The sequence below is a fragment of the Streptomyces sp. NPDC050121 genome, from assembly GCF_044460385.1.
GTDB classification, from domain to species: domain Bacteria; phylum Actinomycetota; class Actinomycetes; order Streptomycetales; family Streptomycetaceae; genus Streptomyces; species Streptomyces soliscabiei.
On record NZ_JBITJV010000030.1, the window covers coordinates 73911 to 98110 of the forward strand.

Here is a 24200-nt window from a genome sequence, read left to right on the forward strand (position 1 = left end):
GACGTGCGCAGACGACAGGCTCTCGCCATGCTCGGCGGCACCGTCCTGGCAGGCACGGTCGGTGCGAACGGCGCGGTCGGGCAGGCGTACGCCGCCGACGAGGTGTACTTCCACAACCGCGGCAGCGTCGAGGGGTGGGACTACGCCTACGCACAGAAGGACGGCGTGATCGCCACCGTGGACTCCCCGGTGTACAAGGGCGCCCATTGTCTGGAGGCGACCCAGACGTACATCGGCGAGATGGGCGGCTACCACTCGGAGGTCATCCAGCGCGGCGCGCAGAGCGTCGGCGAGGACATGTACTACGGCCAGGCCATCCGCCTCGCCCCCGACTGGGAGTTCCATGACCAGAACGTCACCTTCCAGCAGTGGTCGCCGGAGGACCCGGAGGGCCCCTGGCTCCTGATGTTCGTCATCGGCGACGAGATCCGTTTCGGCGGCTCCGGCGGCATCAAGGGCGCCGTCGGCTCCATCACGGCCCTGCGCGGTACGTGGCTGCGCGTCGTCGCCCGCCTGAAGCTGGCCGGGAACTCCGCGGGAGCCTTCGAGGTCTGGCTCAACGGCAGGAAGACCGTCAGCATGACCGGCATCACGGTCCTGCCGTCGACCTCGCGCACCATCCGCTGGTCGAACGGCATCTACTGCACCGCGTGGCGGGACGGCACGCCCAGCGGCCCCGACGTACTGACGATCCACCACGACAACCACCGGATCGCCTCGTCGTACGCTCTCGCCGAACCGGCCAACTGGTCCTGACGGCCGCTGCCCCCGGCAACGTGCACGTTGCCGGGGGGTTCGACGCGGGCACCGGCTCAGTCCGGCAGGCCCCACGGCTTCGCGTCGCCGACGGCCGGCACTTCACGCGGAGCCAGGTCCGGGTGGGTGCCGCGTGGGAGAACGACGGCGGTGTCGTTCCGGCCGAGCTGGATCCGGACGCGGCCGGCCCCTGTCTCCCGGTAGCTCAGCCGCCGCCCGCGTTCGTCCCGCACGTCGATGGCGCCGTCGATGCCGTGCTGCAGCTGGAGCGGGGCGCCCGCCTCGCTGTGGACGCGCACCCATCGGGTCCGGCCGCTCGACCGGTCCGCGTCGACGAGGAACGCGCCCTGGGCGCGCAGCCCTTGGACCGACAGGTCGGGCCAGCGCCGTGACACGGAGGGAAAGACCCGTACGACGTCGCCGTGGCTCTGCACCGCCATGTCGAGGACCGACTGGGCCGCCGTCAGCGGGCTCTCGACGGCGAGGTTCCCGCCCTCGACGTACATGGTGTTGGCGGTCATCCACGCGTTCTTGATGAGGTTGCCGTCGGTGAAGAAGGTCAGGTGGTCGAGCGCGTCCTCAGGGCGCTCCATCAGGGAGGCCATCGAGGACGCGGCGGCGTAGCTGTAACCGGCCCACAGGCTGCGGTCCTTGACCCAGTGGTCGAAGGTCGTCCGTATGGTGTCCCGGTCGGCGGGCCGGTCCCAGCTCAGTTCGTGCAGCGGGAAGAGCCACAGCATGTGCGAGAAGTGCCGGTGGGACTCGGTGAGCGGCTTGCCGGCCCCGATGTTGACGCCGGTCGCGTCACGTGGGTAGTCCACCAGGCGCTGGAGGATCTCGCGCCAGCGTCCGGCGCGTGGATGGTCCGTACGCAGCAGGCGCAGGCAGTCGAGGAGGGTCGCGCAGCCCCAGCGGATCAGGGACAGGTCGTACGTGCAGTCGGTGGCGTCCGCCCACTCGGGCGAGCGGGTGAGCGGCAGATGCAGTTTTCCGTCGCCGCCCTCGTACAGGAAGTGGTCGTAGAAGTTCACCGCCTTGACGAGGATCGGGTAGAGGACGTCACGCACGATCGACAGGTCCATGGTGTGGCGATAGCTGAGCCAGACGTTGTGCATGGCCCAGATGAGATTGCCGTTGTTGTCGGTCTTGGTGGAGGTGCCGGGGACGCCGACGGTCTTGGCGCCGGGGCGCAGCATCCAGTCCGAGGGGTGGGCCAGGGCGTAGGTGGCGCCGTCCTGGAACTCCGGCGGGACGGACAGCGGCAGGTACTTCTCGAAGTTCTTGAAGGTGGAGGTGACGGAGTCGAGTTCGGGGTGATCGGACCCCTGGACCAGCCAGGTGGCGATCTGCACGTTGAGGTTCCACCACACGGCACTCCAGCTGCCCCCGGTCTCCGGGTACCACGGCCCCCACTCGGACATCGAGGGCCCGCCGGCCCGGGTTGCGCAGGCGGCCTTGTAGAGCTGGATCCAGTAGAAGTCCTGGATGCGTTTGTCCGGTACCGACAGCAGGCTGCGTCGGTAGAAGCGGTGCCACCAGGCGCGGTGGTCGCGCACCAGGTCGTCCGGTTCCGTGGACAGCGTGCGGGCCACTTCGGCGACGGCCAGCCTCGTCGCGCGCGACAGGTCGTCGGGGTAGCGGTAGACGATGTGCGCGGCCAGCAACCTGCCGCTGCCGACGCGCCGTTCACGCCAGGCGGTGGTCCATCCGCCGCCCGCGATCAGCGGCTGCTCGACGTAGTGGGTGGCGCCGGCGGATCCGGTCCGGGGGTCGGGGTTACCCGTGTAGTCGGCGGGCTTGTCCTTTTCACGTGGCGAAATGGCGGACAACCAGTTGAACGACCAGGCCGCGGCTTCCTCACCGGCACCGGGCCGGGTGGAGATCAAAAGCGCGGTACGGGCGTTGTGCACCAGCATCGAGAAGCGGACGCTGCCCCGGGTGGTGGTGACGACACCGCGCAGCTCGGCGTCCCAGATGTCCAGGGTCCAGTCGATGCCGGTCACCTCGCCGGCGAGGGTGAGGTCGAAATGCCCTATGGGTAACCGGGAGAACCCGTACGGAGCCCGCCACTGAGGTCGCTGGTCCTGTACCTGGCTGTGGCTGACCATGACTTTCACGGAGTTGGCCGTCGCGCCTCGGTACACCTGCAGCCCGAGCAGACCGTTGCCGAGGAAGGGGCCGTCCTTCCAGTCGCCGGGCATCCGCCGCCACCGCAAGGCGGCAGCCCTGGCCATCCGTTCGTACAGGTCCGTCGCCCCTCCCGACGACGGGGACGCCGCCCAGGCGGTGCCGGACCCGATCGACCAACCCCCCGCGGCGACCGCGGCCGCCGTGCCGATCACACCTCTTCGAGAGATCCCGTTCCCTGGCGTCGCGGTCACGTAGGTGCCTCCCATTTCCGGTTGTGAACTTCCAGGGCATAGTGCAGGCCCTTGAGGGACAGGGGAAGACCTCCGATGTATCGGAAATCAGGAAGAGAGCGTCGATCGCGACTCTGAAGGACCTCGCATCGGCTCGATGACGTTCTTCCGTAAGTGTCCGTAGAGCACTCATCGCCACCGGCAGGTCCTCGCTCAGCGAAGCTGCCGCGAAGTGACAAGTAGTTCTACGTAGTCGGGGCAAGTCGCGACCTGCTTGTCGGCGGGGTCGACCGATCCAGCCCAGGATTTCGCGCGGCGGTCGATCATGGCCTGACCTGCTGCGTTATCGCAGCGGGCGTCAGCTACGTCGGAGACTGGGCCAGTTGGTCCGTGCATCGAGCGCGAACTGTCGCGCGCAGTTGCTCCACGGTGGCGCCCCATCCGCCCTGCCACTCGTCGTCGAGGCCGTACAGCAGGCCGAGCGGGAGGTCGATGATCTCGGAGGCGTAGTCGTGGCTGATGACGATCTCCTCGACCTGCTGTACGACTGCGCGCTCATCGAGGCGACCGGTCAGGCAGTCTGCGGCGATGTTCCGGAAGACCATCGTTACGGCTTCGAGGGTGCCCGGAAGGGGGTCGACGCCCATCTCGGCCAGAACAGTGGGCAGCAGGTCAGCCAGGGCCCGGGTATCACGGCCGTTGAGTCCGGCCATCTCGCGAAGGGCTTCGCTGTCGCGGCCGTCGGTCAGCCACTGCGCCGCCCACCCCGCGAGCAGCAGCCGGCAGAAGCGACTCACCGACGCCGACCGGCGGGCCCTGTCCCCGCTGTTCTGGACCCACGTGAACCCCTGCGGTCGGTTCGAGCTGGACATGAACTCACACCTCGCCCTCGCCGCCACGGCGTCCATGGCGCCCGGCCCCCGCACCGTGCCCGAAGCGGAAGCCGCCCGATCGGCGGCGGACGGTGGGTCCGGGTCGGCATCTTGAAGACCCGCCCGCCCGGCATCGCTCCCGGTCGGCCGGATCGTTGACCGGGTGAGGCGCCGGGCCGGGGAGGTGCCCGAAGCCACCGTGCTCGCGGACGGCTCGATTCGGCTACGCGTCGCGCCTGTGCAGCAGCAGGCTGCCGACCAGCAGCGCGGCCGCGGCCCACGCCGCGACCACGCCCAGGCCGGCCCATGGGCCGATGGGCAGCTCGTGCAGATGGACGGTGGCTTGGACCGCGAGCCCGGCGGTCATGGGTGAGATCTGCTGGATGTGGCGCTGCCACTCCGGGTCGTTGACCACCCGGGTGACGACCGGGAAGACGTAGAGCAGCCCGAGCACGATCCCGATGGCGCTCGCCGCGTCCCGTACCGCCGTCGCCACGCCGAGGCCGATCAGGGCGATCAGGACGAGGTAGAGGACCGAGCCCACGGCCGCCCGCAGGGTCGGGCCGTCGGCCAGGGAGAGCGGGGCGTAGCCGTGCGCCCCGGTGAATCCGTTGCCGGGCAGGATGTAGCGGCCGGCGAGGAGGGAGACCAGGACCGCAGCCGTCCCGGAGACGAGGACGACCGTGGTGAGGATCGTCGCCTTGGCGGTGAGTATGGTGATCCGGTTTGGCACTGCCATGAGCGTGGTGCGGATCATCCCGGTGCCGTACTCGCCGCTGACGGCCAGCACCGCGAGGACGGCGATGACCGCCTGCCCGACGGTGACGCCGGTCAGGGCGAGCTTGACGGCGTCCTGGCCGCACCCCGCGTCCGGGCACTTCACAGCCTTGGCGGTGCCGCAGCCGACGGCCACGGTCAGCGCGACGGCGAGCAGAAGCAACCTGCCCATGTCCCCTGCAGTGCGCAGCTTTGTCCACTCCGCGCACAAGGCGCGGCCGAAGTCCCCTCGCCACGCGCCGTCGGCCGTGCTCGCGAGTCGTGCACCGCTCAGGAGACTCATACGTCCCTCCCACGCAGCCGCACCACGGCCAGGCCGAAGGCGAGCGCGGCGTATCCGCACAGCACGGCGAGGCCGGCCCATGGCGCCAGCGGGTAGTAGCCGGTCGACGGCTCGTACACGCTGAGCACCTGCGCGTACTGCGGCAGGGTCTGCTGGATGGCGAAGCCCGCAGCCGGGGTCACCCGCAGCAGCCACTCCGAGACGCCCGGGGGCAGTACGCCGGAAGTGGCAAGCAGGAAGGGCAGCACGATCGATGCGATGACCAGGGCGACCGCCGTGCCGCTGCGCCGCAGCAGGGCACCGACGCCGAGAGCGAGCACGGTGGCGGCTGCGCAGAGCAGGCCGGTTCCGACCATGACGCGCACTTCGGTCGCCGACGTGACGGGGAAGACATGGAAGCCCCTGCCGCGCGCGCTGCGTTCCCCGATGGGATCGGTGATCGCGGCGGCCAGCAGGCCGATGGCGAACGCGACGCCCCCGGCCACCAATGCCTTGGCGTCAAGCACCCAGCTCCGCAGGGGAGTTGCCGCCACGGTCGTGCGCAGCAGACCACGCCGATACTCGCCGGTGATGAACACCGTGCCCACGGCGATCACCACGATCAGCCCGGCGAAGGTACCGACGAGGAAGTTCTCGACGGAGAAGCCGACGCCCATGACGGGCCCGCCGACGACCGGTGCGATGTCACCGGCCCCGGTCACGGTGAACCCGCCGCCGTCGGTCTGCGTGAAGCCGCCCTTGGTGGTGTTCGTGTAGCTGCCGGAAGTGCCCGCGTCGCCGCCCACCTGTGTGCCGCTCCACACACTCTGGGACCAGCCACCGGTGAGGCCGGGACGGCCGAAGGTGCCGGTGGCCACGGCGGGGCCGAAGCCCGTGCCCGCCGCGGTGTCCTGCTTCGCCTCCGGTGACGTGGCGAAGAGCCCGGCCTGCACGGTGCGCGCAAGCCCAAGCAGCTTCGCATGGCCGACCTTGGTCCAGTGGGAGCCGTCGGTAGAGGCGTAACCGGTGAGGCTGTCACCGGAGCGAACCAGCCGCAGCCAGCGCGGGGACCCCTGGGTGACCTTGCCGGAAGGGCCCGCCGTGTCGTGCGTGTAGTCGTACTGCATGCGCACGCCGTGACCGCCGGTGGCCATGACCGCCGCGTACGGGGATCCCTGGGTGAGGCTTTCCTTCACGATGATCCCTGCCTTCGCCCAGGGCTGGGCGCCCTGGGCCGTCTTGCCGATCCCGGTGTCGGCCACACCGGTCAGGGACCGCAGGGGAACGGTGAGGGCGCCGTCGCCGGTGAGCGTCCTGTGGACGAAGTAGAAGTTGTCGTTGACGGCCTCGCCGCCGGGGCCCTTCGGATACGAGGCGGAGTCGGCGCCGCGACCGCCGGGGGCGGGGGCGGGGGCGGCCGTGCCGAGCAGGCCGACCACGATCGTCACCACGAGCGCCCCCGCCATGGCGAGGACCCAGCCGCGCACCGTACGGAACTTTGTCCACTCGGCGTGCAGCGTTCTGAAGAACCCGCTCCGCCCAGCGCGTCTCGTGGCCGGGGGGCGAGAGGTGAGGGTGGCGGTCATCGCGTGGGCTCCCCCGCCGGGATGCCCCGGTACTCCACCGCGTGCCGGGTGAGCTGCATGTACGCCTCTTCGAGCGTCGCCCGGTGCGCGGACACCTGGGAGAACGGCACCCCGTTCCGGGCGAGCAGGGCCACGATCTCCTCGTCGGGCAGGCCCGTGACGCCGAGGGTGTCGTGGCCGGTGGCGAGAACGGTGGCGTCCGCGCCGTGCAGGACTTGGGCGGCGCGCGCAGGCGCGGAGGTACGCAGGGTGACCCGGCCGCCGGACGCCTCGGCGAGCAACTCGGACACGCTGGTGTCCGCGACGACCCGGCCGCGACCGATCACCACGAGATGGTCCGCGGTGTCTTCGAGTTCGCTCATCAGGTGACTGGAGACCAGGACGGCGCGGCCCTGCCGGGCCAGCGACGACAGGAAGCCGCGCATCCACACGATGCCGTCGGGATCGAGGCCGTTGAACGGCTCGTCCAACATGACCACCGGCGGGTCACCGAGCAGCGCCGCCGCGATCCCCAGGCGCTGGCGCATGCCCAGCGAGAAGCCGCCGGCCCTGCGCCGGGCCGCCGTGCCCAGGCCGGCCTGTTCGATGACCTCGTCCACCCGCCGAGGCGGCACGCCCTGTGAGTGGGCCAGCCACAGCAGGTGGTTACGGGCGGTGCGGCTCGGCTGCAGCGCGGAGGCGTCGAGCAGTGCCCCCAGATGTCGAAGCGGGCGACGCAGGGTGCGGTACGGCACCCCGCCGACCAGGGCCTTTCCCTCAGCTGCGTCAAGGCCCAGGATCACGCGCATGGTGGTGGACTTGCCCGCGCCGTTCGGACCGACGAAGCCGGTCACCCGTCCGGGCCGCACGGTGAACGTCATCCCGTCCAGAGCCAGCCGTGGCCCGAAGCGTTTACGCAGACCGATGACCTCGATCGTCGCCTTCGTACTCTCATCGCTCATGGGCGACACCCTGCGACGGAGCGCGTTACAGGGGCCGAACAGCCACTGTCATCTCGCTGTTAGGCGCCTCGGCTTAGCCTGGCCCGGTACGTGTCATGGTGCGGTGGCGAGAGGGGAGCATGCGGATGAAATGGGGTCCGCCCCGACGGCTCGCGGGCCTGGCTGCCCGGCTCGGCCTGCGCCGTGGCACTGCCCGCACCCGCTTCACCGCTTTGTACGTGACTCTGTTCCTGCTGTCGGGAACGGCGCTGCTCGCCATCGCGGCCCTGGTGGCGTCCGGCGGATCGCGCTCCAGCCAGTCCGCCCCCGATGGTGGCACCGATCAGCGAGCCACGGCGGCACAGGCCCAGGGCCGCATCGACGATCTGGAGCAGCAGCTGGCCCAGGCGCACGACACCCAGTCCCGGCAGATCCTGCTCGGCTCCGCCATCGCCCTCGGCGTCATGGCGGTGATCTCGGTCGGCCTCGGCTGGTTCGTCGCCGGCCGGGTGCTGCGCCCGCTGCGCGTGATGACAGCGGCCACCCGCCGGATCACCGCCGACAGCCTGCACGAACGCCTGGCCATCGGCGGCCCCGGCGACGAGGTGAAGGACCTCGCCGACACCATCGACGACCTCCTCGGCCGCCTGGAGGGCTCCTTCGACGCCCAGCGCCTCTTCGTCGCCAACGCCTCCCACGAGCTGCGCACCCCGCTCACCACGATGCGGGCCTCCCTGGACGTGGCCCTCGCCAAGCCGGGCCCAGTGCCCGAGACCACGGCCACGCTGGCCGCCCGATTGCGCGCCGAACTCGACCAGGTGGACCGGCTGCTGGAGAGTTTCCTCGTCCTGGCTCGCACCCAGCACGGCGAGTTCACCGACTCGGCGCGCCTCGCCCTCGGCCAACTCGCGCTGACCGCCCTGACCGGACGGGCAAAGGACATTGCGGCCAAGGGCCTGACCGTGCGTGAAACCCGGATCGACGACTCCGCGTGGGTGTGGGGCAGCCAGACGCTGCTGCGCCGCGCGGTCGACAACGTGGTCGACAACGCGATCGCGCACAACGACCCCGAGGGCTGGATCAGTATCGCGGTACGGGCCGAAGGAGACGGCGCAGGCGCAGTGTCCCTCGTCGTCGAGTCCAGCGGCCCGGTCCTCGACCAGCGGCGGGTGTCGGACCTCGCGCAGCCCTTCCGCCGCCTTGGCGCCGACAGGACCGGCATCGGCCAGGGAAGCGGCCTCGGCCTCTCCATCGTCGCGGCGGTCACTCAGGCCCACCATGGCACCCTGGACCTGCGCGCCCGCCCCGACGGCGGCCTGCGCGTCACCATCACCCTCCCCCGTACGGACGGCAGGGCGACGGCGGAAGCCCCCGACACAGAGACGAGCGTGGCGCGTTGAGAGTCCTGGTGGTCGAGGACGCCCGCCCCCTCGCCGAAGTCATTGCCGAGGGACTGCGCGACCAGGGCATGGCCGTGGACGTGGCCCACGACGGGCTCGACGCCGCGGCCAAACTGGACGTCAACGCGTACGACGTCGTCGTGCTCGACCGCGACCTGCCAGGCATCCACGGCGACACCCTCTGCCAGATGATCACCGAGCGGGACGGCCGCGTGATGGTCCTGATGCTGACCGCCGCGGACTCACCCGGCGACCGCGTCAGCGGCCTGACCCTGGGCGCCGACGACTACCTCGCCAAGCCTTTCCACTTTCCCGAACTCATCCTGCGCATCCGCGCCCTGGCCCGCCGCCGGCCCGCCGCCCGTTCCCGCACCCTGAGCACGGCGGGCATCGAACTCGACCCGATGCGCCGCACCGCCAGCCGCGACGGCCACCAACTCGACCTCTCCGTCAAGGAATTCGCGGTACTCGAAGCCCTCCTGAACGCGAGCCCCGCCTTCCTCAGCACGGAGAACCTCCTCGAACAGGTCTGGGACGAACACGCCGACCCGTTCACCAACACCGTCACGGTGACCGTCAGCCGCCTGCGCCGCAAACTCGGCGCTCCCCCGGTCATCGCCACCACACCCGGCGTGGGGTATCGGATCATCGACCCAGCCGTCCCACCAGACTGAGCAGCCGCCAGGGGCCGGCGGCCCGCGAGCGGAGGCGGTGCTCAGTGCCCCCCGAGTCCAGTCATCGAGGTGGAGAAGATCCGCCACCGTGCCTACGTGCTGGAGAAGCGGGGCTGGCTGGTGCGGGCGGAGGACGGACGGTTCATGCCTGCGCCCGGGGCAGTCGGCCGGGGCGTTTCTCCGGCCGGCTCAGCATGCGCTCCAGGACCCACCTGCGGGCCAGTACGACAAAATCCGCGTTGCCCGTCGGAGCGGCGCACGACCTCGATCCGCACTCCGTGGCGGGCGAACGCCTTCGCCCGCGCCGGCCCCTGGTAGGCGCTGTCGACCCACACCAGTTTCAGCAGCCGGCCCGGCTGGTCCATGAACGTCTCCAGCAGCGCGGGGGCGGTCTTGGAGTCGTGCACATCGGCCGTGGTCACGGTCAGGATGTGACGCTTGCGCCCGTCACGTGACTTGCCGCCGTCGTATCCGCGACTGTCCTCGCCCACGGTCTCGGAGGCGTCCACCGACTGACTGTCGATGATTGCCGCACTGGGCTGCCCGTGACCGGCGAGCAGCAGGCGAGGATCCGCGCGCCAGCTCTCTTGCCGCATCTGCGCGGTCCGCTGAACAGGTCACGTGATCGCCCCGGTTGGTCCGCGACGCCTGCTGCCGCGTCGCGACATGCGCCTGCCAGTGGCCTCGGCGAACGACTCCGGCCAACGGCGGTGGTGCGGCGCGAGAGACGACACACGTACGTGCACCCGCGGTCGCTCACCGCCACGGCTTCGGCCAATCAGCCACAGCTTCAGGCCAAAGAAATCTGAACGTTCCCGCACAGCCTTCCCACGGAAAACAAACACCTCTCACCATGTACTTGAATACTAAACAAGCACAGCTGTCGCTCACGCCCCCCACCACACTCGACAACTCCTACGCCCCCCACGCAAAGGGACACTCAATGCCCCTCTTCTTCCTTCGCCACGGCGAGTCCCAGGCGAACGAACAGAACCGGTTCGCCGGGCGCCTGGACACCCCGCTCACCGCCCTCGGCAGCCGCCAGGCCGACCAGGCAGCCGAGCGGGTCGCCGCGCTCGCCGCGAGCGGCGTACGCATCGACGAAGTGCACATGTCCACGCTCCAACGCGCCCGCCAGACCGCGTGGACCGTCATCGACCGGCTCCCACAACCTCCGGACCGGATCACCGTCGACGAAGCACTGACCGAGCGCGACTTCGGCGTCTACAGCGGCCGCAACAAGAGCCTGGTGAAGAAGACGATCGGCTTCGCCGGCTACACCGAGGCCTTCCATTCCCCGACCGGCCGCCCGCCAGGCGGCGAGAGCTGGCGGGAGATGTACGACCGGGTCGCCGCGTACTACGAGGACGTCCTGTTGCCCGCCTCCAGCGCGGGACGCACTGTTCTGGTCGTCGCCCACAAGTATGTCGTCGAGATGTTCGCCCTGGTCGTCGCGGAAGCGCGCCCGGACACGTACCGCGACTTCAAGATCCCCAACGCGCGCCCGCTCTCCGAGCAGGACCTGCGCCGCGCGGTTGCCGCCCCCGCCGCGGCAGGGCTCGTCAACGACCTGGGCGAGATCGTGGAGATCCGCCTCCCCCTGCTGGTGGCCACGGCCGCCGCGATGGGCGTGGCGGTCCAGCTCGCGCTCGGCATCCAGGTCCCGGCCACAGTCTTCACCACCGCCCTCACCGCCCTCCTGGCCGTCGGCTCCTTCTTCGCCATGCTGCGCGTGGACCCGCCCACTCTGCGCCGCCCCCTGAGCAGCCTCCGCGCCGCCTGGCCTCTACTGCTCCCCCGTCTCGCACTGGGCCTGTTCCTCATCTGGGCCGGGCACTCGCTCCCGTTGGAATTAGCAGGTTTGTTTCTGCTCCTCCCACCCGCCCTGATAGCCCCGACCCTCTCACTGCTCTGGGGAGGCGACTACTTCTTCGCCGTACGCCACACAGTGGCCGCCTCGCTCGCCCTCCCCGCGCTCCTGCTCACCGGCCTTGCCCTCCCCCTCTCCCTCCCAGGCACCGCACCGGCCCTCACCCTGGGCAGGCTCGAACCGGCCCTCCTCGCCTACGCGGCCGTCCTGCTCGCCGCCCTTGTACTGCCCGGGGTGGGAGCGCAGGCCCTGCGCCGGCGCGACCCGATCCGGGCGGGCGCCCTCAGCACCAACTGGAACTGGCTCGGCGGCCTGGCCCTGGTCCCCGTGGCCGGCCTCGCCACCTTCGCCCTCACCCCGCCGACCGGTCTGACCTCCCACACGGCCATCCGACTCCTGCTGGTGATGTCCGCCGCAGCGGCGGCCCTGACCGCCCAGCGCCTCCTGACGACGCTGTTCCTGCACCTGCGCCCCCACGGCACCGGCCTCGGCCGGGACCTCTACATCACACAGAACACTCCGAACGTCTTCCTGTGGTTGGCGATGACCGCCGTCCTGGCCCCCACCACGGGCCACCGCCCCTCGGTGATCGGCCTCGGCGTCGCACTCGTCTTCTTCTTCGCGGTCTACACCGACGAACGGATCTTCCTTCACGCCCACCGCCACGACCTGACCCCGAGCGTCCCCGAAGCCTCCGAAACGCGGCAGACCCGCACCATCCCGGGCCTGTTGACACCGGGCAAGTGATCGGAGACCTCGAAATAGAGCACTGAGTCGCCATCCGATTATCGATCATGGGGCCGGGCTGGTCGAACAGGGTTCCTGATCGGGTGATCGGGTGATCGCGTGAGGTCGGCGCATGGAAGCAGACACCTCACGATGCCAACGTGCCAAGCTGCGGCAGGGAGTTCGGCGGGGAACGCTGTGTCCCCGTCGAACAGCTTGCGGTGCTGGAGACAGTGGTAGAGCTGGCCGATCATGCGGTTGAAGAGGTTGCGCTGGGCGGCCGCGTGCCAGTCGCCGTGCTCGCGTCGTCGCCCCCGACAGGGACAAACGGGCCCGGCGCGAGACGCGCCGCCGCCAGTCCTCCCGCCGCATCGCCGTCGAGCACGCCACCGCCGATATGCGCCAGTGGCGGCCACTGCAGCGCTGCACCGGACGCCGCGAAGACTACGCCGAGGCACACCGCGCGATCGCGGGATTGGTCTCCGACCGCGCCGCCCGACGGCCCACCCGACCCGTGCACAGCACCGAACTGGTACTCGCTCGACGGACCGCCTGCTGAATCACCCACCAGCCGAACCGCCAGGAGAGCACGCCCCAACCTCCATCGCCGACCGGGTCGTTACTGCCTCGAAGGGGGATCAGTCGCGTTTCGTCCATGCTTGCGAGCGTTTCACCAATGAGGGTTGTTCGCATCCTGGGCCATGGCCCGACGGGGCCCCGACCAGTACGGTGACCTGCACCGTAAGGCTGAGGAACGTCGAGGAACGCTCGGCCGGGGCTCTGTCAGCCCGTTCCTGAGCCGCCCTGGTGCACCTGTACGGTGGGTTCGACGCCGCGGGCGTCGACAACCTCGCGCCACGCGTCCAAGCCCGCCTGGAAGGCGACGATTCCGGCCTCCGGGAGGGCGATCTCGATCGCTTCGAGGATCTCCTGCGAGGTGACACCGAGGTCCAGGGCTACCCGGATGTGGCTCTGGATGTGTCCTTTGCCCGCTCTCATCACGGTCAGGCTCAGGATGAAGAGCAGTTCCTTGGTACGAGGGTCCAGGGCGCGAGGAGCGAGATAGGCGGCCCGCACCAGGGCGTTGGTCGCCTGCAGCACCTCGAAGTCGTGCTGGGCCATGATCTTGTGGTAGTCGAGAACGTACCCGCGTTCTCGGGCCATCGCGTCGATGTATTCCTGCGCGTTGTTCGGCATCTGGGCGTCGGTGGACATTGTTCTCCTGGGCGCGAGTGCTGTTCAGTCGCCGCTTCCGCTCCGCGGCGCAGGTGTTCAGGACTGCAGGGCGGGCGTGAGGATCCTGTTGGACTGACGCACCAGCAGGTCTCTCACCTGGGCGCGGAATGCCGCGAAGTCGGGGGCGGCGGCGAGCTCGGCCCGCCTCTTGACCCGGTCGTCCAGCCCTTCGTAGCCCCACAGGTAGACCAGCGTGTTCAGCTCCCCCACCTCGGTGACGTAGAAGCCGAGCAGGTTCCCGAGGATGCGCACCTGAGGTTCGCGGCCGTACTCGTCCCACAGCCGGGCGTACTTCGCAGCCGCCCCGGGTCTGACCAGATAGTTGCGTTCCTCGATGATCACGACGCACCCCCGTCGGCCAGGACGGCGGCCGGGCGGGGCGGCTTCTCGTCGTGCGCGTCCGGCCTCCGCCGGGGGGACAGCAGCCGCTCGAAGTCGACGCTGATGCCCGGGAGTTCCGCGGTGTCGGCCATGGCCGCCACATAGCGGTCGGGACGGATCACGGCCACGGTGCCCAACTGAGCGGCGAACCATTTCCGCAAGGCGCCGTCGAGGTCCTCCAGGACGACCGAATCAGTGACTGAGCGGAGGCGCTCGGCGCGCGAACGCCCTGAACGGGACTCGACGATGGTGACGTAGCGGGTGCCGATCCTGTCCCAGAAGGCACGGGACTCGGGGTCCAGGTGCACCAGGGGGTCGGTTCCGTAACCGACGAGGGTGAACCACTCACCGAGCATGTCGTCGAGCAACACCGACCGCCCGTCCGCCGTCTCCACGTTCGGCTGGACGATCATCCGGCCGACAGCCGAGTCCTTGGCCACGGGCCGCCGGCTGTGCAGTACAACGCCCTCCGTGTAACGGGGCATCGGCTTGAATCGCATCTCCAGAAGCCAGTCGCGCACCTGTGGCGCCACCGTGAGACCGCGGAGCAGAACGTCGCGGGTGCGTGCCGCCCAGGTGCTGGTCGACGAGAGCACGCGGCCAAGGGTGTCCGACAGTCCGACCATCGCCTTGGCGTGCTCGCGTCGCTCGGTGTCGTACGTGGACAGGATCCGCGGGTGCGCCCGGCCCGTCACCACGGCGGCGAGCTTCCAGGCGACGTTGGTGGCGTCCCGGATTCCGGTGTTCATGCCCTGACCGGCCCACGGGGGCATCAGATGGGCGGCGTCGCCCACCAGGCAGATCCGGCCGTCGAGGAAGCGGGCGGCGACGCGCGAGTGGTGGGTGTAGACGCGGGCCCGGACGATGTTGAGCGCCGTCGGGTCGGGCACGTGGCCGGTGAGCAGCTCATGTACCTTCTCGGGCTGGAGCATCGCCTCGGCGTCCTCGCCGGGGAAGAGCATGAACTCCCAGCGCCGGTAGTTGTAGGGCAGGTCCACGCAGACGTACGGCCGTTTCGGATCACAGTGCAACCCGGTGTAGGGGGCGTCGAGCGGATCGTTGTCGCACTCGACCACCACCCACTTGCGTGGATGGGTGTCCCCGACCAGGGGGATCCCCAGGTGGGTGCGGATCGTGCTGCGGCCGCCGTCCGCGGCGACCACGTACTGGGCACGCACCAGCACCTTCTCACCGGCGGGACCTCTCACATGGAGGCGCACCTCGGTGCCGTCCTGCTCCAGCCGGACGAGTTCATGGCCCAGCATCGGCCTGATCCGCGGGTAGCGTTCCAGGCCCGTGCGCAGCGTGGCCTCGGCCAGCTGCTGCATGAAGATGTTCCGGCGGGGCCAGCCGTATTCGTTGGTGGTGGGCCGGATGTCGGCGAAGCACCGGCCGTCCGCTGCGAACATCTTGAGCGGGACGTTGCGGACCGCGTCGGCGAGCATCTCCTCCGCGAGCCCGATGCCCTGGAAGCTGCGTACGCATTCGTCGTCCATGCCGACGGCGCGGGGGTAATCGATGATCTCGGTGCTGCGGTCGATGAGCAGGGCCTGTACCCCGTACAGGCCAAGGTAGTTGGCGACCGTGGCGCCGCAGGGTCCGGCACCGACGACGGCCACCTCGGTACGGATCTCGGTGGGCTCGCTCATGGGTTGACCTCCGGATCGGTCAGGAACTGTGCGATCTGGTGGTGGAACAGATCCGGGGCGTCGTCGTGGACGTAGTGGCCCGCGCCGGGAATCTCCACCGCCCGCACCCGTGGGTTGAGCCCGGCCATGGCCTCGGCGGTGGCCGCGGGCAGGAAGTCGGACGCACCGCCGCGGATGACCAGGGTCGGGCAGCGCAGCCCGTCGACGTGGGGCCACAGGTCCACCTGGCGGGCAGGATCGGAATTCAGGCGGGCCTTCGCGATACCCGGCATGTCGAACTTCCATAGCCATCGACCGCAGGTCCCCGGTCGCAGCGTGTTGTTGAGCCGGGACTCCAGAGCCGCCTCGGAGATGCCGGGACGGAGCGTGCGCCAGTAGGCACGAGCGGCTTCGAAGTGAGGGAACTCCGCAGGTGTGTCGCCCATTTCGCGCTTGATGCGCTCGGCTCCCTCCCCGGAGAGCGATGAACCGGGGCCGATGTCCTCGACGATCAGCGCGGTGACCCGCCCGGGGTGGCGGGCCGCGTAGACGTAGGAAGTGGTACCGCCCATCGAGTGGCCGAGCAGGATGAAGCGCTCCAGGCCGAGTCGGTCGGCGAACTGCTCCAGATCGCTGACGTACGCGGAGGTGTAGTACTCGCCCTGCGGGTCCCAGTCGCTGTCCCCCCGGCCGCGGGCGTCCACGGCGAGGATGCGGTGGCTGCCGGCGAGGCGGGCGGCCAGCGGGGCGAAGGTGCGGGCGTAGCTGCGCAGGCCGTGCAGCATGACGATGACGGGACGGCCGGGCTCGCCCCACTCGACGTAGTGGGCGCGCAGGCCGTTCAGCGTGATGAAGCGGTCCTTGCCGGTTGCGTCGGCGTCGGCGGCCGACGGGCCGTTGCCCGTCGCCTCGCCCCGGCCGTGGGCGCCGCTGTCCATCTCAGTGCAGCCCGTCCTGTCCCTGGATCTCGTCGGCCTTGATGCCGCCGAGTCGCGCGTGCAACCGCCCGCGGGTGGCGACGGCGAAGATGACGACGACCTCGTTCGGACCGGGTGTGTCGGTGAAGCCGACCGTGACGGTGTCGTAGTGGGAGCGGACGTAGAGGGCGTCCTTGTGGGCCAGCGGCACGTCGATCACGGTCCCGGGCGCGCCGCGCTTGCCGGTCGAGGGCACCCACGACTTCCCGCCGCCGACGGACTCGCGAACCGGGTCGGCGAAGACGGCGGTCAGAAAGGCGTTGCCGTGTTCGTACTCGCCGTTGACGCCGACCAGGCACGCCTTGCCGTAGCTCTCGACGGCCAGGCCGCCCGCGGCCTCGGTGATACGGCGGCCGAACTCCTCGCCCAGCTTGGGGGAATCGGCGACGATGTCGTCCAGGTTCTCGCTGAACCGGCCGGCGTAGGGGTTGTGGACGGCGGCGGCGATGACGATCTTGCGCACCGGCTCGCCGTCGGCGTGGGCTCCGGTCTCGTTGGCGAGGGTCTCCTCGACCTGAGTGAACCACTTGCGGATGTGGTAACCGGCGAAGTTCGGCTGGGGCACGGCGTTCTCCATGCTGTGGGAAGTGGGGCGGGGGTGTTCAGCTGTGGAGGGGCTCGACCTCGAACGGATCGCTGGGGGCGCCGTAGAGGCCGAGGATGCGCTTGCCCTCCTCGTCGTCGGTGACGGTCTCGTGGAAGAACTCGAAGCGGTTGCCGTCCGGGTCGGTGAAGTACAGCCCGAAGCCCACCTTGTGGTCCGTGGTCTTCACCACGGGCACGCCCTTGGCCAGCAGCATTCCGTACAGCCGCCGCCATTCGTCCAGGCTGCCGTCGACCTCCAGGCCGTAGTGCTGCAGGCCGATGCCGCTCATCGCCGCGCCTTCCTCGGCACGGATGAGGGCGATGTCGTGGTGCTTCTTGCCGAAGGACAGGAACACCCACTGCGGGCCCCGCGCGGTGACCTCCATGCCGAGCACGTCCTCGTACCAGGGGGCGGATGCCTCGGGGTCGCGGACGAACAGCGACAGGTGCGTGCGCACCACCCTCGGCTTGAGGTCGTGCACGCTCTCGTCGCGGATCGGTGTCGGCTGCTGGTGTTCTTCCAGCGCGCGTTCGTCGGGGTCGATACCGGTCTGCGTGGAGTCGTCGATGCTGCGGTTCATCAGTGTCCCTCCGGGGTTGCGGCGATGGCCGGGGTCCAGGCCACGTCGGTGATCTCGCTGAACTCGCGCCACTCCTTGACCCACGTACGTCCGGCGTCGGTGGAGCGGAACAGATGGCCGTACTTGGTACCGGCGAACGCGACCCGCGCGTCGGCGGGGTGCACGCCGAAGGCCCAGACGGTGGAGTTGGCCGGCATGTCGAGCGAGGCTTCCTGCCAGGTCTGCGCGAGGTCGGTGGAGCGGAAGATCCTCGTCAGGGTCCCCGGCGTGGCGTCCCCGATGCCCAGCAGCAGTTCGTTGGTTCCCGGTATCTGCTTGACCAGGCGGGTGTAGTAGATGCCCCATTCCTTGCGGGTGTCCGTGCGGGTCCAGGTCCTGCCGTCGTCCTGGCTCACGAACAGGGCGTTGACGACGACGCACACGACAGTCTTCGGCGGGCCTTCCAGAACCAGGACACAGTGGATGTCGGAGTTGGTGACCCCATCGGGCAGGGTCGCGGGTGTGCCGTCGACGCGGTCCCAGGTGTCGCCCCGGTCGCGGCTGCGCCAGAGCCCGCCCTCCTCGATGCCGAACCACAGGTTCTTGGGGTCGTACCGGTCGACGGTCGCGGTGAGAACGCGTGGCTTGCTGACTCCCGCGCAGAACTCGGGGATCTGCGGGGGCAACCGGTCCCAGTGGGCGCCACCGTCGGCCGTACGGAAGACCGCGGCTCGCGAGGGCGCCCCGGTGCCGGCGATCATGAAGTCCGCGTCGTTCGGGTCGATCGCCAGTGACCAGATGGTCCGGTCGTTCAGGGGCGAGTCGACGCGGTGCCAGGTGACACCGGCATCGTCGCTGCGGACGAGGCCCACATCGGCTCCGGCGTAGACCACGTTCGGCTGCTCGGGGTGCACGGCGAGGCAGCGCACGACGGCGTCGAATTCGAGGGCCTGCCCAAGGCCGACCCGGTACCAGGTCGCGCCGTCGTCGGAGCTGCGCAGCACGCCCTGGCCTGCGGTGGCGACGAGAATGGTTCCTTGCATGAGCGGACTCCTGTCTGGTCAGAGCTGGTCAGAGGAAGATGCCGCGGGTGAGACCGCCGTCGATGCCCAGCGACTCACCGGTGATCGCCGCCGCTCGCGGCGAGGCGAGGAAGCAGATGCTCTGGGCCACCTCCTGCGCCTCCAGCACACGGCGGATGGGGGTGCGGGCGGCGAAGTCGGCCTCGACCTCGGCCGCCGTGATGCCGCGCTTGGCGGCCTCTTTCTCGTACAGCTCGTGAATGTGTTCGGTCTCCACCACGCCGGGGTGCACGGTGTTCACGGTGATGCCGTACGGTCCGAGCTGGTCGGACAGGGCCTTGGCCATGTGGACGACGGCAAGGTTGCGCATGCCGGACAGCGCGTGGCTGGAACGTCCCGTCAGCCCGCCGATGTTGATGATCCGGCCGAAGCCGTTCTCCTTCATGTACGGGGTGGCGGCCTGGGCACAGCGGAAGTAGCCGACGACCTTCGTGTCGATGTCGGCGAGCAGCAGCTCGGGGTCCGCGTCCTCGACGCCGTTGCGCACCAGACCGGACGGGGCGGCCGCACCGTTGACGAGGATGTCGACGCGGCCGAGTTCGTCGGCGGCCGCGCGCACCATGTCGCGTACGGACCGGGTGTCGGTGGTGTCCGAACTGATCGGGACCACCCGGCGGCCGGTCTCGGCTGCTATCTCCTTTGCGGTCGCCTCCAGGGCGGGCAGCCGGCGCGCGGTGATCACCACGTCGGCGCCTTCCCTGGCCAGCTCGCGGGTGACGGCTTTGCCGATGCCGAGGCTCCCGCCGGTGACGATGGCGACTCTGCCGGTCAGTTCAAGATCCATCGATCGCTCCGAAGTGATGCGGTGTCAGTCGAGGTTGACCCAGACGCTCTTGACCTCGGTGTAGAGATCGAGCACCTTGCGGCCCATTTCGCGGCCCCAGCCGGACTGCTTGAAGCCGCCGAAGGGGGAGGCCGGATCGGTCACGTTGAAGCAGTTGATCCAGACGGTGCCCGCCTGCAGGTCGTCGGCGATCCGGTGGGCGTGTCCGAGGTCGGAGGTCCAGATTCCGGCCGACAGCCCGAAGGGGGTGTCGTTGGCCTTGGCGACGAGGTCGTCCACGTCGCTCCAGCGCAACGCGGCCAGCACCGGCCCGAAGATCTCCTCCTGCACGATCCGCATGCCCTGGCCGGCCTCGGCGAAGACCGTCGGTTCGAGGAAATAGCCTCCGTCGTAGGGCGACGCCAGTTCGGGTCGCCGGCCTCCCGTGGCCAGGCGGGCGCCTTGCTGCCGGCCGGATTCGATGTAGGAGGAGACCCTGTCGTGGTGCCGGGCGGAGACCAGGGGGCCCATTTCGGTGGCCGGATCGCTGCCCGGCCCGATCACGATCTTGTGGGCCTGCTCGGCGACGGCGTCCACCACGTCGTCGTAGATCGCGTCGTGGACGTACAGCCGGGATCCGGCGGTGCACACCTGGCCCTGATTGAAGAAGATGGCCTGGGCGGCGGCCTCCGCGACGCTCTGCGGGTCCGCGTCGGGCAGCACGATGTTGGGTGACTTGCCGCCGAGTTCGAGCGAGACCTTCTTCAGGTTTCCGGCGGCGGCCCGGACGATGGCCCGGCCGGTCTCCGTCGAGCCGGTGAAAGCGATCTTGTCGACGTCGTCATGTGCGGCCAGGGCGGCGCCCGCGGTGGCGCCGCCGGTGACCACGTTGACCACACCGTCGGGCAGGCCCGACTCGGTCAGGATCTCGGCCAGCCGGAGCGTGGACAGCGGAGTCTCCCCGGCCGGCTTCAGCACGACGGTGCAGCCCATGGCCAGTGCGGGGGCCAGCTTCCAGCAGGCCATCGACATGGGGAAGTTCCACGGAACGATGAGGCCGACCACACCGACCGGCTGGTGGGTGGTGTAGTTCAGCACCCGCATTCCGCCGCGGGGGGACACCGGGATCGTGCTGCCCTCCAGCTTGCTCGGCCAGCCCGCGAAGTAGCGGAACAGCTTGACGCTGGTTCCGACGTCGACGGCACGGGCCACGGAGACGGGCTTTCCGTTGTCACGGGATTCGAGCAGGGCCAGTTCGTCGGCGTTGGCCTCGATGAGGTCGGCGATCCGGTGCAGCAGCAGGCCCCGGTCCATCGGGCTCATGCGCCGCCAGCGAGAATCCTGGAAGGCACGCCGCGCGGCGGCGACGGCGCGGTCGATGTCGGCGCCATCACCGTCGGAGACCTTGGTGAGTACCGTGCCGGTCGCCGGGTCGAGGGTGTCGAAGGTCCGGCCGGAGACGGCCGGCACCCACGCTCCGCCGACGAGCATCGTGCGCGCAGCGGACAGGTACCGCTGTACCTTCCTTTGGGCTTCCGTCAGATGGGCTTCGGTCAGATCGGTTCCGGGTGCTGGGGGCGGAGCAGTGTCGTGCACGGGGATTCCTCTCACAGGACCATCTCGATGAGCCGGGGGCCGCCGTCGGCCAGTGCCCGCCGCAGCGCGCGGGCCAGTTCGTCGCCCGTCTGCGCCCGTGCGGCCGGGACGCCGTAGCCACGGGCAAGCCCCATCCAGTCCAGTGCCGGGTCGTCGAGGCTGGTCAGAGCTGTGGATGCGGGGCCGGCGACGCTCGCGCCATGGCGGGTCAGCTCGGTCTGCAGGATGTTGTACTTGCGGTTGGAAGCGATCAGCGTGACGACGGACGTCTGCTCTCGGGCCATCGTCCACAGGGCTTGGACGGTGTACTGGGCGCTGCCGTCGGACTGCAGGGCGACGACCTGACGCTCGGGCGCGGCGATCGCCGCGCCGAGTGCGGCGGGCAGTCCCTGGCCGATCGCTCCTCCGGTGTTGGTCAGTGTGGTGTGGCGCAGAGCGTTCACCGAAGCCGTGAAGAAGGGGTAGCCGCAGGTGCCGCCCTCGACGGAGACGATGGCCTGCTCCGGCAGGAGAGCGGAGACGATCCGGCCGATCGTCCCGGGGGTCAGCGGGCCCTTTGGCAGATGAGTGCCGTCGGGCACGGCCGCCCGGCCCTGGGTGACCAAGGGCGCTCCGAGCGCGTCCGCCAGGTCCTCCAGCGCCTGTACGGCGTTGTCGCCCGGGGCCGCGAGCACCTCAACCGATCCGGGCGGGGCCAGCAGGCTGGGAATCCCCTCGTAGCCGAAGTAGGAGACGGGTTCCACGGCGCCGGCCAGGATGACCGTCCCCGCACCGGCCAGAGCCTGTATCGCCGCTTCGGGAAAGTACGGCAGTCGGTCCAGGTCGGGCAGGCCGCCGCCGCGTTCGGCGGTCGCGGGGAACGTCTCGCTGTAGAGCGTGGCCCCGGTCACGGCGGCGATCCGTTCCGCGGCGCGCTGTCCGTGTTCCGTCAGAGCTCCCGCACCGAGCAGGAGCACGGCTGGTGAACCGCCGCGCAGGCGCTTGGCCAGCCTCGCCACCGCGTCTGCGTCGACACGTGCCGGTGCCGTTGCCGGTCGCGGTGGGGTGCCGGCGAGCGCTTCGGTGACGGTCCGCTGCTGGAAGTCCACCGGAACGATCAGCGTGGCACCGCAGCCCGGAGGGGTCCGGGCCGCTGCGAGGGCCTCGGTGGTGGCGCGGCTCATGTCGTCCGCCGAGCCGACCGTGCCGACCCACCCGGACACCGGGCGGGCCAGGGAGATGATGTCACTGGTGAGGGGCGCGTCGTAGGAGAGATGCCAACTGGCGTGATCGCCCACGACGTTGAGGATCGGTGAGTAGGCCCGGCGGGCGTTGTGCAGGTTGGCCGCGCCGTTGGCGAAACCGGGGCCCAGGTGCAGCAGGGTCATGGCCGGCTTTCCGGCGATACGCGCGTACCCGTCGGCCGCGCCGGTGCACACGCCCTCGAACAGACCGAGCACAGGACGTACGGCGGGTACTGCGTCGAGCGCCGTCACCAACGGCATCTCGGTGGTACCGGGGTTGGCGAAGCAGACCTCGACGCCCTCGGCGGCGGCGGTCTCGACCAGTAGGTGTGCGCCGGTCTTGTCCCCGCCCCGGTGCGTGGTCATGTCGGTGATCGGATCAGTCATAGGACGGCAGTGCCTCTCGTGATTCGGCCGAGCCCGCCGGCTCAGGCGCAGCGGGCTTGGTACGCGGTCGAACCGGAGCCGGAAAGGGGTGGGCGGGGCCGGACAAGTGGACGTGCGGACGAGCGAAGGAGCGAAGGAGCGGAGGACCGGATGTCAGATGCCGGCGTCCGGCGTTCTCGTGGCCTCGGTCTCGGTCTCGGCCTCGGTCTCGGTCTCGATCGCATCCCGCGACGAGTCGGTTTCCCGGACGGCGCGGAAGACCTCGAGCAGGCGCCGCTCGGGCGCACGACGGTCGGTGCTCATGATCCTTACGAGCCCACCGTGCCACTGGTGATCAGTCATCCCCGGGTTGTGATCGCTCGACCCGTCCGGCCACATGATCTGGGGGCTTCCCTGGATCGCGACCCGCCCGCTCTCGCGGTAGTCGGCGGCGACGTCAGACCGCACGTCGGACTCCCGCCACAGATCCATGACCGCTTCGGGATCCAGTTCTGTGGTGCCCGCTGCCAGCTCCAACGCCCGGTACAGCCCGGCGGCGATGCTGACGTCCACGCTGTCCCGGAAGAACGACAGGCGCAGCGCGTAGTCGACCTCCTCCGCGGCCACGACACCGTGGAGACGGCGGGCGGCGGCGACGAGTTCGAACGCGGGGAGAAAGGTCGACGGCCAGGATTCGACGCGGTAGGCGGTGAACAGGTCGGGTTCGTGGCTCGCGAGCGCGGCGGTCTCGGTGGTGACGATCTCGCGCGGCGTGCCGCGGCTGTTCACCCATTCAAGGGGCCAGGCCCGGGGCACGAAAACGACGTCGAGGCCGTGTTCCTGACGGGCTGTCCGCAGGCGGTGGAGCGCGACCAGCGCCCAAGGGCAGTGCAGATCCGACCAGATCTCCACCTGTAGGGCGGCATCGGACGGGCTGTCAGGCGGCGACATGGCGAGCTGCTGCGAGGGCGACCGCGAACCGGGCGAGGCGCGCGCCCTGGAACCGGGCGCATTCCAGCGTCACGTCGTCGGGCATCGTGGACGGGAAGCCCGCCGGCCATGAGGTGCCGTACGGGTTGCCGCCGGCCGCGAACACGACGTCGTCGGTGTATCCCAGCGGGACGATGATGCTGCCCCAGTGGTAGAAGACGTTGTTCAGCGACAGGATGGTCGACTCCTGGCCGCCGTTGCGCTCGGCCGAGGACACGAACGCCGTGACGGGCTTGTCGGCGAGCTTGCCGTCCTGCCACAGGCCGCCGGCCGTGTCGAGGAACTGCTTGAGCTGGGCGGCCGGGGCACCGTAGCGGGTCGGGGTGCCGAAGGCGTATCCGTCCGCCCACTCCAGGTCCTCCAGCGTGGCCACCTCGACGGCGTCGTGAGTGTCACGCCGATGCTGAGCCCAGGCCGGGTTGGACTCGATGGCCTCCTCCGGGGCGAGCTCGGCGGCGCGGCGCAGGCGGACTTCGGCACCCGCCGAGACGGCGCCGTCCCGGACGGCCTCGGCGAGGCGGTGGACCGAGCCGGTCGCGCTGTAATAGGCGACGAGTATGCGAGCGGTCATGACTGCATGCCTTTCAGGATGTCGCGGTGCGGCTGCGAA

The 24200-nt window shown here is 70.0% G+C and carries 22 protein-coding genes; 4 read left to right on the forward strand and 18 right to left on the reverse strand.

The window, feature by feature from the left end; genetic code table 11:
• Positions 1 to 3: 3 nt before the first annotated feature.
• The gene (locus tag ACIBTS_RS34985) at positions 4 to 756 is read left to right on the forward strand and encodes a polysaccharide lyase (protein WP_399324720.1); all 753 of its coding nucleotides are present in this window, start codon (positions 4 to 6) and stop codon (positions 754 to 756) included.
• Positions 757 to 812: 56 nt separating this feature from the next.
• Here ACIBTS_RS34985 and ACIBTS_RS34990 read toward each other — a convergent pair whose 3' ends face one another.
• The 5 genes from ACIBTS_RS34990 to ACIBTS_RS35010 all read right to left on the reverse strand — a co-directional run bounded on the left by ACIBTS_RS34990 (position 813) and on the right by ACIBTS_RS35010 (position 7554).
• On the reverse strand, positions 813 to 3137 hold the full coding sequence (locus tag ACIBTS_RS34990) for a glycosyl hydrolase family 95 catalytic domain-containing protein (RefSeq protein WP_399324721.1): 2325 nt from the start codon (positions 3135 to 3137) through the stop codon (positions 813 to 815).
• Positions 3138 to 3478: 341 nt separating this feature from the next.
• Positions 3479 to 3988 (reverse strand): hypothetical protein, encoded by a 510-nt coding sequence (locus tag ACIBTS_RS34995; RefSeq protein ID WP_399324722.1) that lies wholly within the window; start codon positions 3986 to 3988, stop codon positions 3479 to 3481.
• Positions 3989 to 4211: 223 nt separating this feature from the next.
• A complete protein-coding gene (locus ACIBTS_RS35000; RefSeq protein ID WP_399324723.1) occupies positions 4212 to 5048 on the reverse strand; it encodes an ABC transporter permease subunit in 837 nt (278 codons plus the stop codon).
• Positions 5045 to 6613 (reverse strand): hypothetical protein, encoded by a 1569-nt coding sequence (locus tag ACIBTS_RS35005; protein WP_399324724.1) that lies wholly within the window; start codon positions 6611 to 6613, stop codon positions 5045 to 5047. The genes ACIBTS_RS35000 and ACIBTS_RS35005 overlap by 4 nt, the downstream gene beginning before the upstream one ends.
• On the reverse strand, positions 6610 to 7554 hold the full coding sequence (locus tag ACIBTS_RS35010) for an ABC transporter ATP-binding protein (protein ID WP_399324725.1): 945 nt from the start codon (positions 7552 to 7554) through the stop codon (positions 6610 to 6612). The genes ACIBTS_RS35005 and ACIBTS_RS35010 overlap by 4 nt, the downstream gene beginning before the upstream one ends.
• Before the next feature lie 125 nt (positions 7555 to 7679).
• On the opposite strand from ACIBTS_RS35010, the gene ACIBTS_RS35015 reads away from it, so the two are divergent.
• Both ACIBTS_RS35015 and ACIBTS_RS35020 read left to right on the forward strand, forming a co-directional pair.
• Complete coding sequence (locus ACIBTS_RS35015; RefSeq protein ID WP_399324726.1) at positions 7680 to 8933, forward strand: sensor histidine kinase; 1254 nt, start codon at positions 7680 to 7682, stop codon at positions 8931 to 8933.
• The gene (locus tag ACIBTS_RS35020; RefSeq protein ID WP_399324727.1) at positions 8930 to 9607 is read left to right on the forward strand and encodes a response regulator transcription factor; all 678 of its coding nucleotides are present in this window, start codon (positions 8930 to 8932) and stop codon (positions 9605 to 9607) included. The genes ACIBTS_RS35015 and ACIBTS_RS35020 overlap by 4 nt, the downstream gene beginning before the upstream one ends.
• A gap of 92 nt (positions 9608 to 9699) precedes the next feature.
• On the opposite strand, the gene ACIBTS_RS35025 is transcribed toward ACIBTS_RS35020, so the two are convergent.
• Positions 9700 to 10203, reverse strand: coding sequence for a transposase (locus ACIBTS_RS35025; RefSeq protein ID WP_399324728.1), 504 nt, complete (start codon positions 10201 to 10203; stop codon positions 9700 to 9702).
• 347 nt (positions 10204 to 10550) lie between these two features.
• Between ACIBTS_RS35025 and ACIBTS_RS35030 the strand changes: the two genes are divergently transcribed.
• A complete protein-coding gene (locus ACIBTS_RS35030; RefSeq protein WP_399324729.1) occupies positions 10551 to 12224 on the forward strand; it encodes a histidine phosphatase family protein in 1674 nt (557 codons plus the stop codon).
• Between the two features lie 762 nt (positions 12225 to 12986).
• On the opposite strand, the gene ACIBTS_RS35035 is transcribed toward ACIBTS_RS35030, so the two are convergent.
• The 12 genes from ACIBTS_RS35035 to wrbA all read right to left on the reverse strand — a co-directional run bounded on the left by ACIBTS_RS35035 (position 12987) and on the right by wrbA (position 24161).
• On the reverse strand, positions 12987 to 13418 hold the full coding sequence (locus tag ACIBTS_RS35035; RefSeq protein WP_399324730.1) for a carboxymuconolactone decarboxylase family protein: 432 nt from the start codon (positions 13416 to 13418) through the stop codon (positions 12987 to 12989).
• Between the two features lie 57 nt (positions 13419 to 13475).
• The gene (locus ACIBTS_RS35040; protein WP_399324731.1) at positions 13476 to 13781 is read right to left on the reverse strand and encodes an NIPSNAP family protein; all 306 of its coding nucleotides are present in this window, start codon (positions 13779 to 13781) and stop codon (positions 13476 to 13478) included.
• Positions 13778 to 15469 (reverse strand): bifunctional 3-(3-hydroxy-phenyl)propionate/3-hydroxycinnamic acid hydroxylase, encoded by a 1692-nt coding sequence (locus ACIBTS_RS35045; protein ID WP_399324732.1) that lies wholly within the window; start codon positions 15467 to 15469, stop codon positions 13778 to 13780. Before ACIBTS_RS35045 ends, ACIBTS_RS35040 begins: the two co-directional genes overlap by 4 nt.
• Positions 15466 to 16386 (reverse strand): alpha/beta fold hydrolase, encoded by a 921-nt coding sequence (locus ACIBTS_RS35050; RefSeq protein WP_399324733.1) that lies wholly within the window; start codon positions 16384 to 16386, stop codon positions 15466 to 15468. The genes ACIBTS_RS35045 and ACIBTS_RS35050 overlap by 4 nt, the downstream gene beginning before the upstream one ends.
• A 1-nt stretch (position 16387) precedes the next feature.
• A complete protein-coding gene (locus tag ACIBTS_RS35055) occupies positions 16388 to 16990 on the reverse strand; it encodes an amino acid synthesis family protein (protein ID WP_399324735.1) in 603 nt (200 codons plus the stop codon).
• 37 nt (positions 16991 to 17027) lie between these two features.
• Positions 17028 to 17591: a VOC family protein gene (locus ACIBTS_RS35060; RefSeq protein WP_399324737.1), complete on the reverse strand. Its 564-nt coding sequence runs from the start codon at positions 17589 to 17591 to the stop codon at positions 17028 to 17030.
• Positions 17591 to 18613 carry a WD40/YVTN/BNR-like repeat-containing protein gene (locus ACIBTS_RS35065; RefSeq protein ID WP_399324738.1) on the reverse strand — a complete coding sequence of 341 codons (1023 nt, stop codon included), beginning with the start codon at positions 18611 to 18613 and terminating at the stop codon, positions 17591 to 17593. The genes ACIBTS_RS35060 and ACIBTS_RS35065 overlap by 1 nt, the downstream gene beginning before the upstream one ends.
• Positions 18614 to 18641: 28 nt before the next feature.
• Positions 18642 to 19436 (reverse strand): SDR family NAD(P)-dependent oxidoreductase, encoded by a 795-nt coding sequence (locus ACIBTS_RS35070; RefSeq protein ID WP_399324739.1) that lies wholly within the window; start codon positions 19434 to 19436, stop codon positions 18642 to 18644.
• A gap of 24 nt (positions 19437 to 19460) precedes the next feature.
• Complete coding sequence (locus ACIBTS_RS35075; protein WP_399324740.1) at positions 19461 to 21011, reverse strand: aldehyde dehydrogenase family protein; 1551 nt, start codon at positions 21009 to 21011, stop codon at positions 19461 to 19463.
• An 11-nt stretch (positions 21012 to 21022) separates the two neighbouring features.
• Entirely contained in the window at positions 21023 to 22600 is a 1578-nt protein-coding gene (locus tag ACIBTS_RS35080) for an acetolactate synthase large subunit (protein WP_399324741.1), read from the reverse strand.
• Positions 22601 to 22774: 174 nt separating this feature from the next.
• Entirely contained in the window at positions 22775 to 23551 is a 777-nt protein-coding gene (locus tag ACIBTS_RS35085; RefSeq protein WP_399324742.1) for a DsbA family protein, read from the reverse strand.
• Positions 23538 to 24161, reverse strand: a complete 624-nt coding sequence (gene wrbA / locus ACIBTS_RS35090; RefSeq protein WP_399324744.1) for an NAD(P)H:quinone oxidoreductase — start codon at positions 24159 to 24161, stop codon at positions 23538 to 23540. The genes ACIBTS_RS35085 and wrbA overlap by 14 nt, the downstream gene beginning before the upstream one ends.
• Positions 24162 to 24200 lie beyond the last annotated feature (39 nt).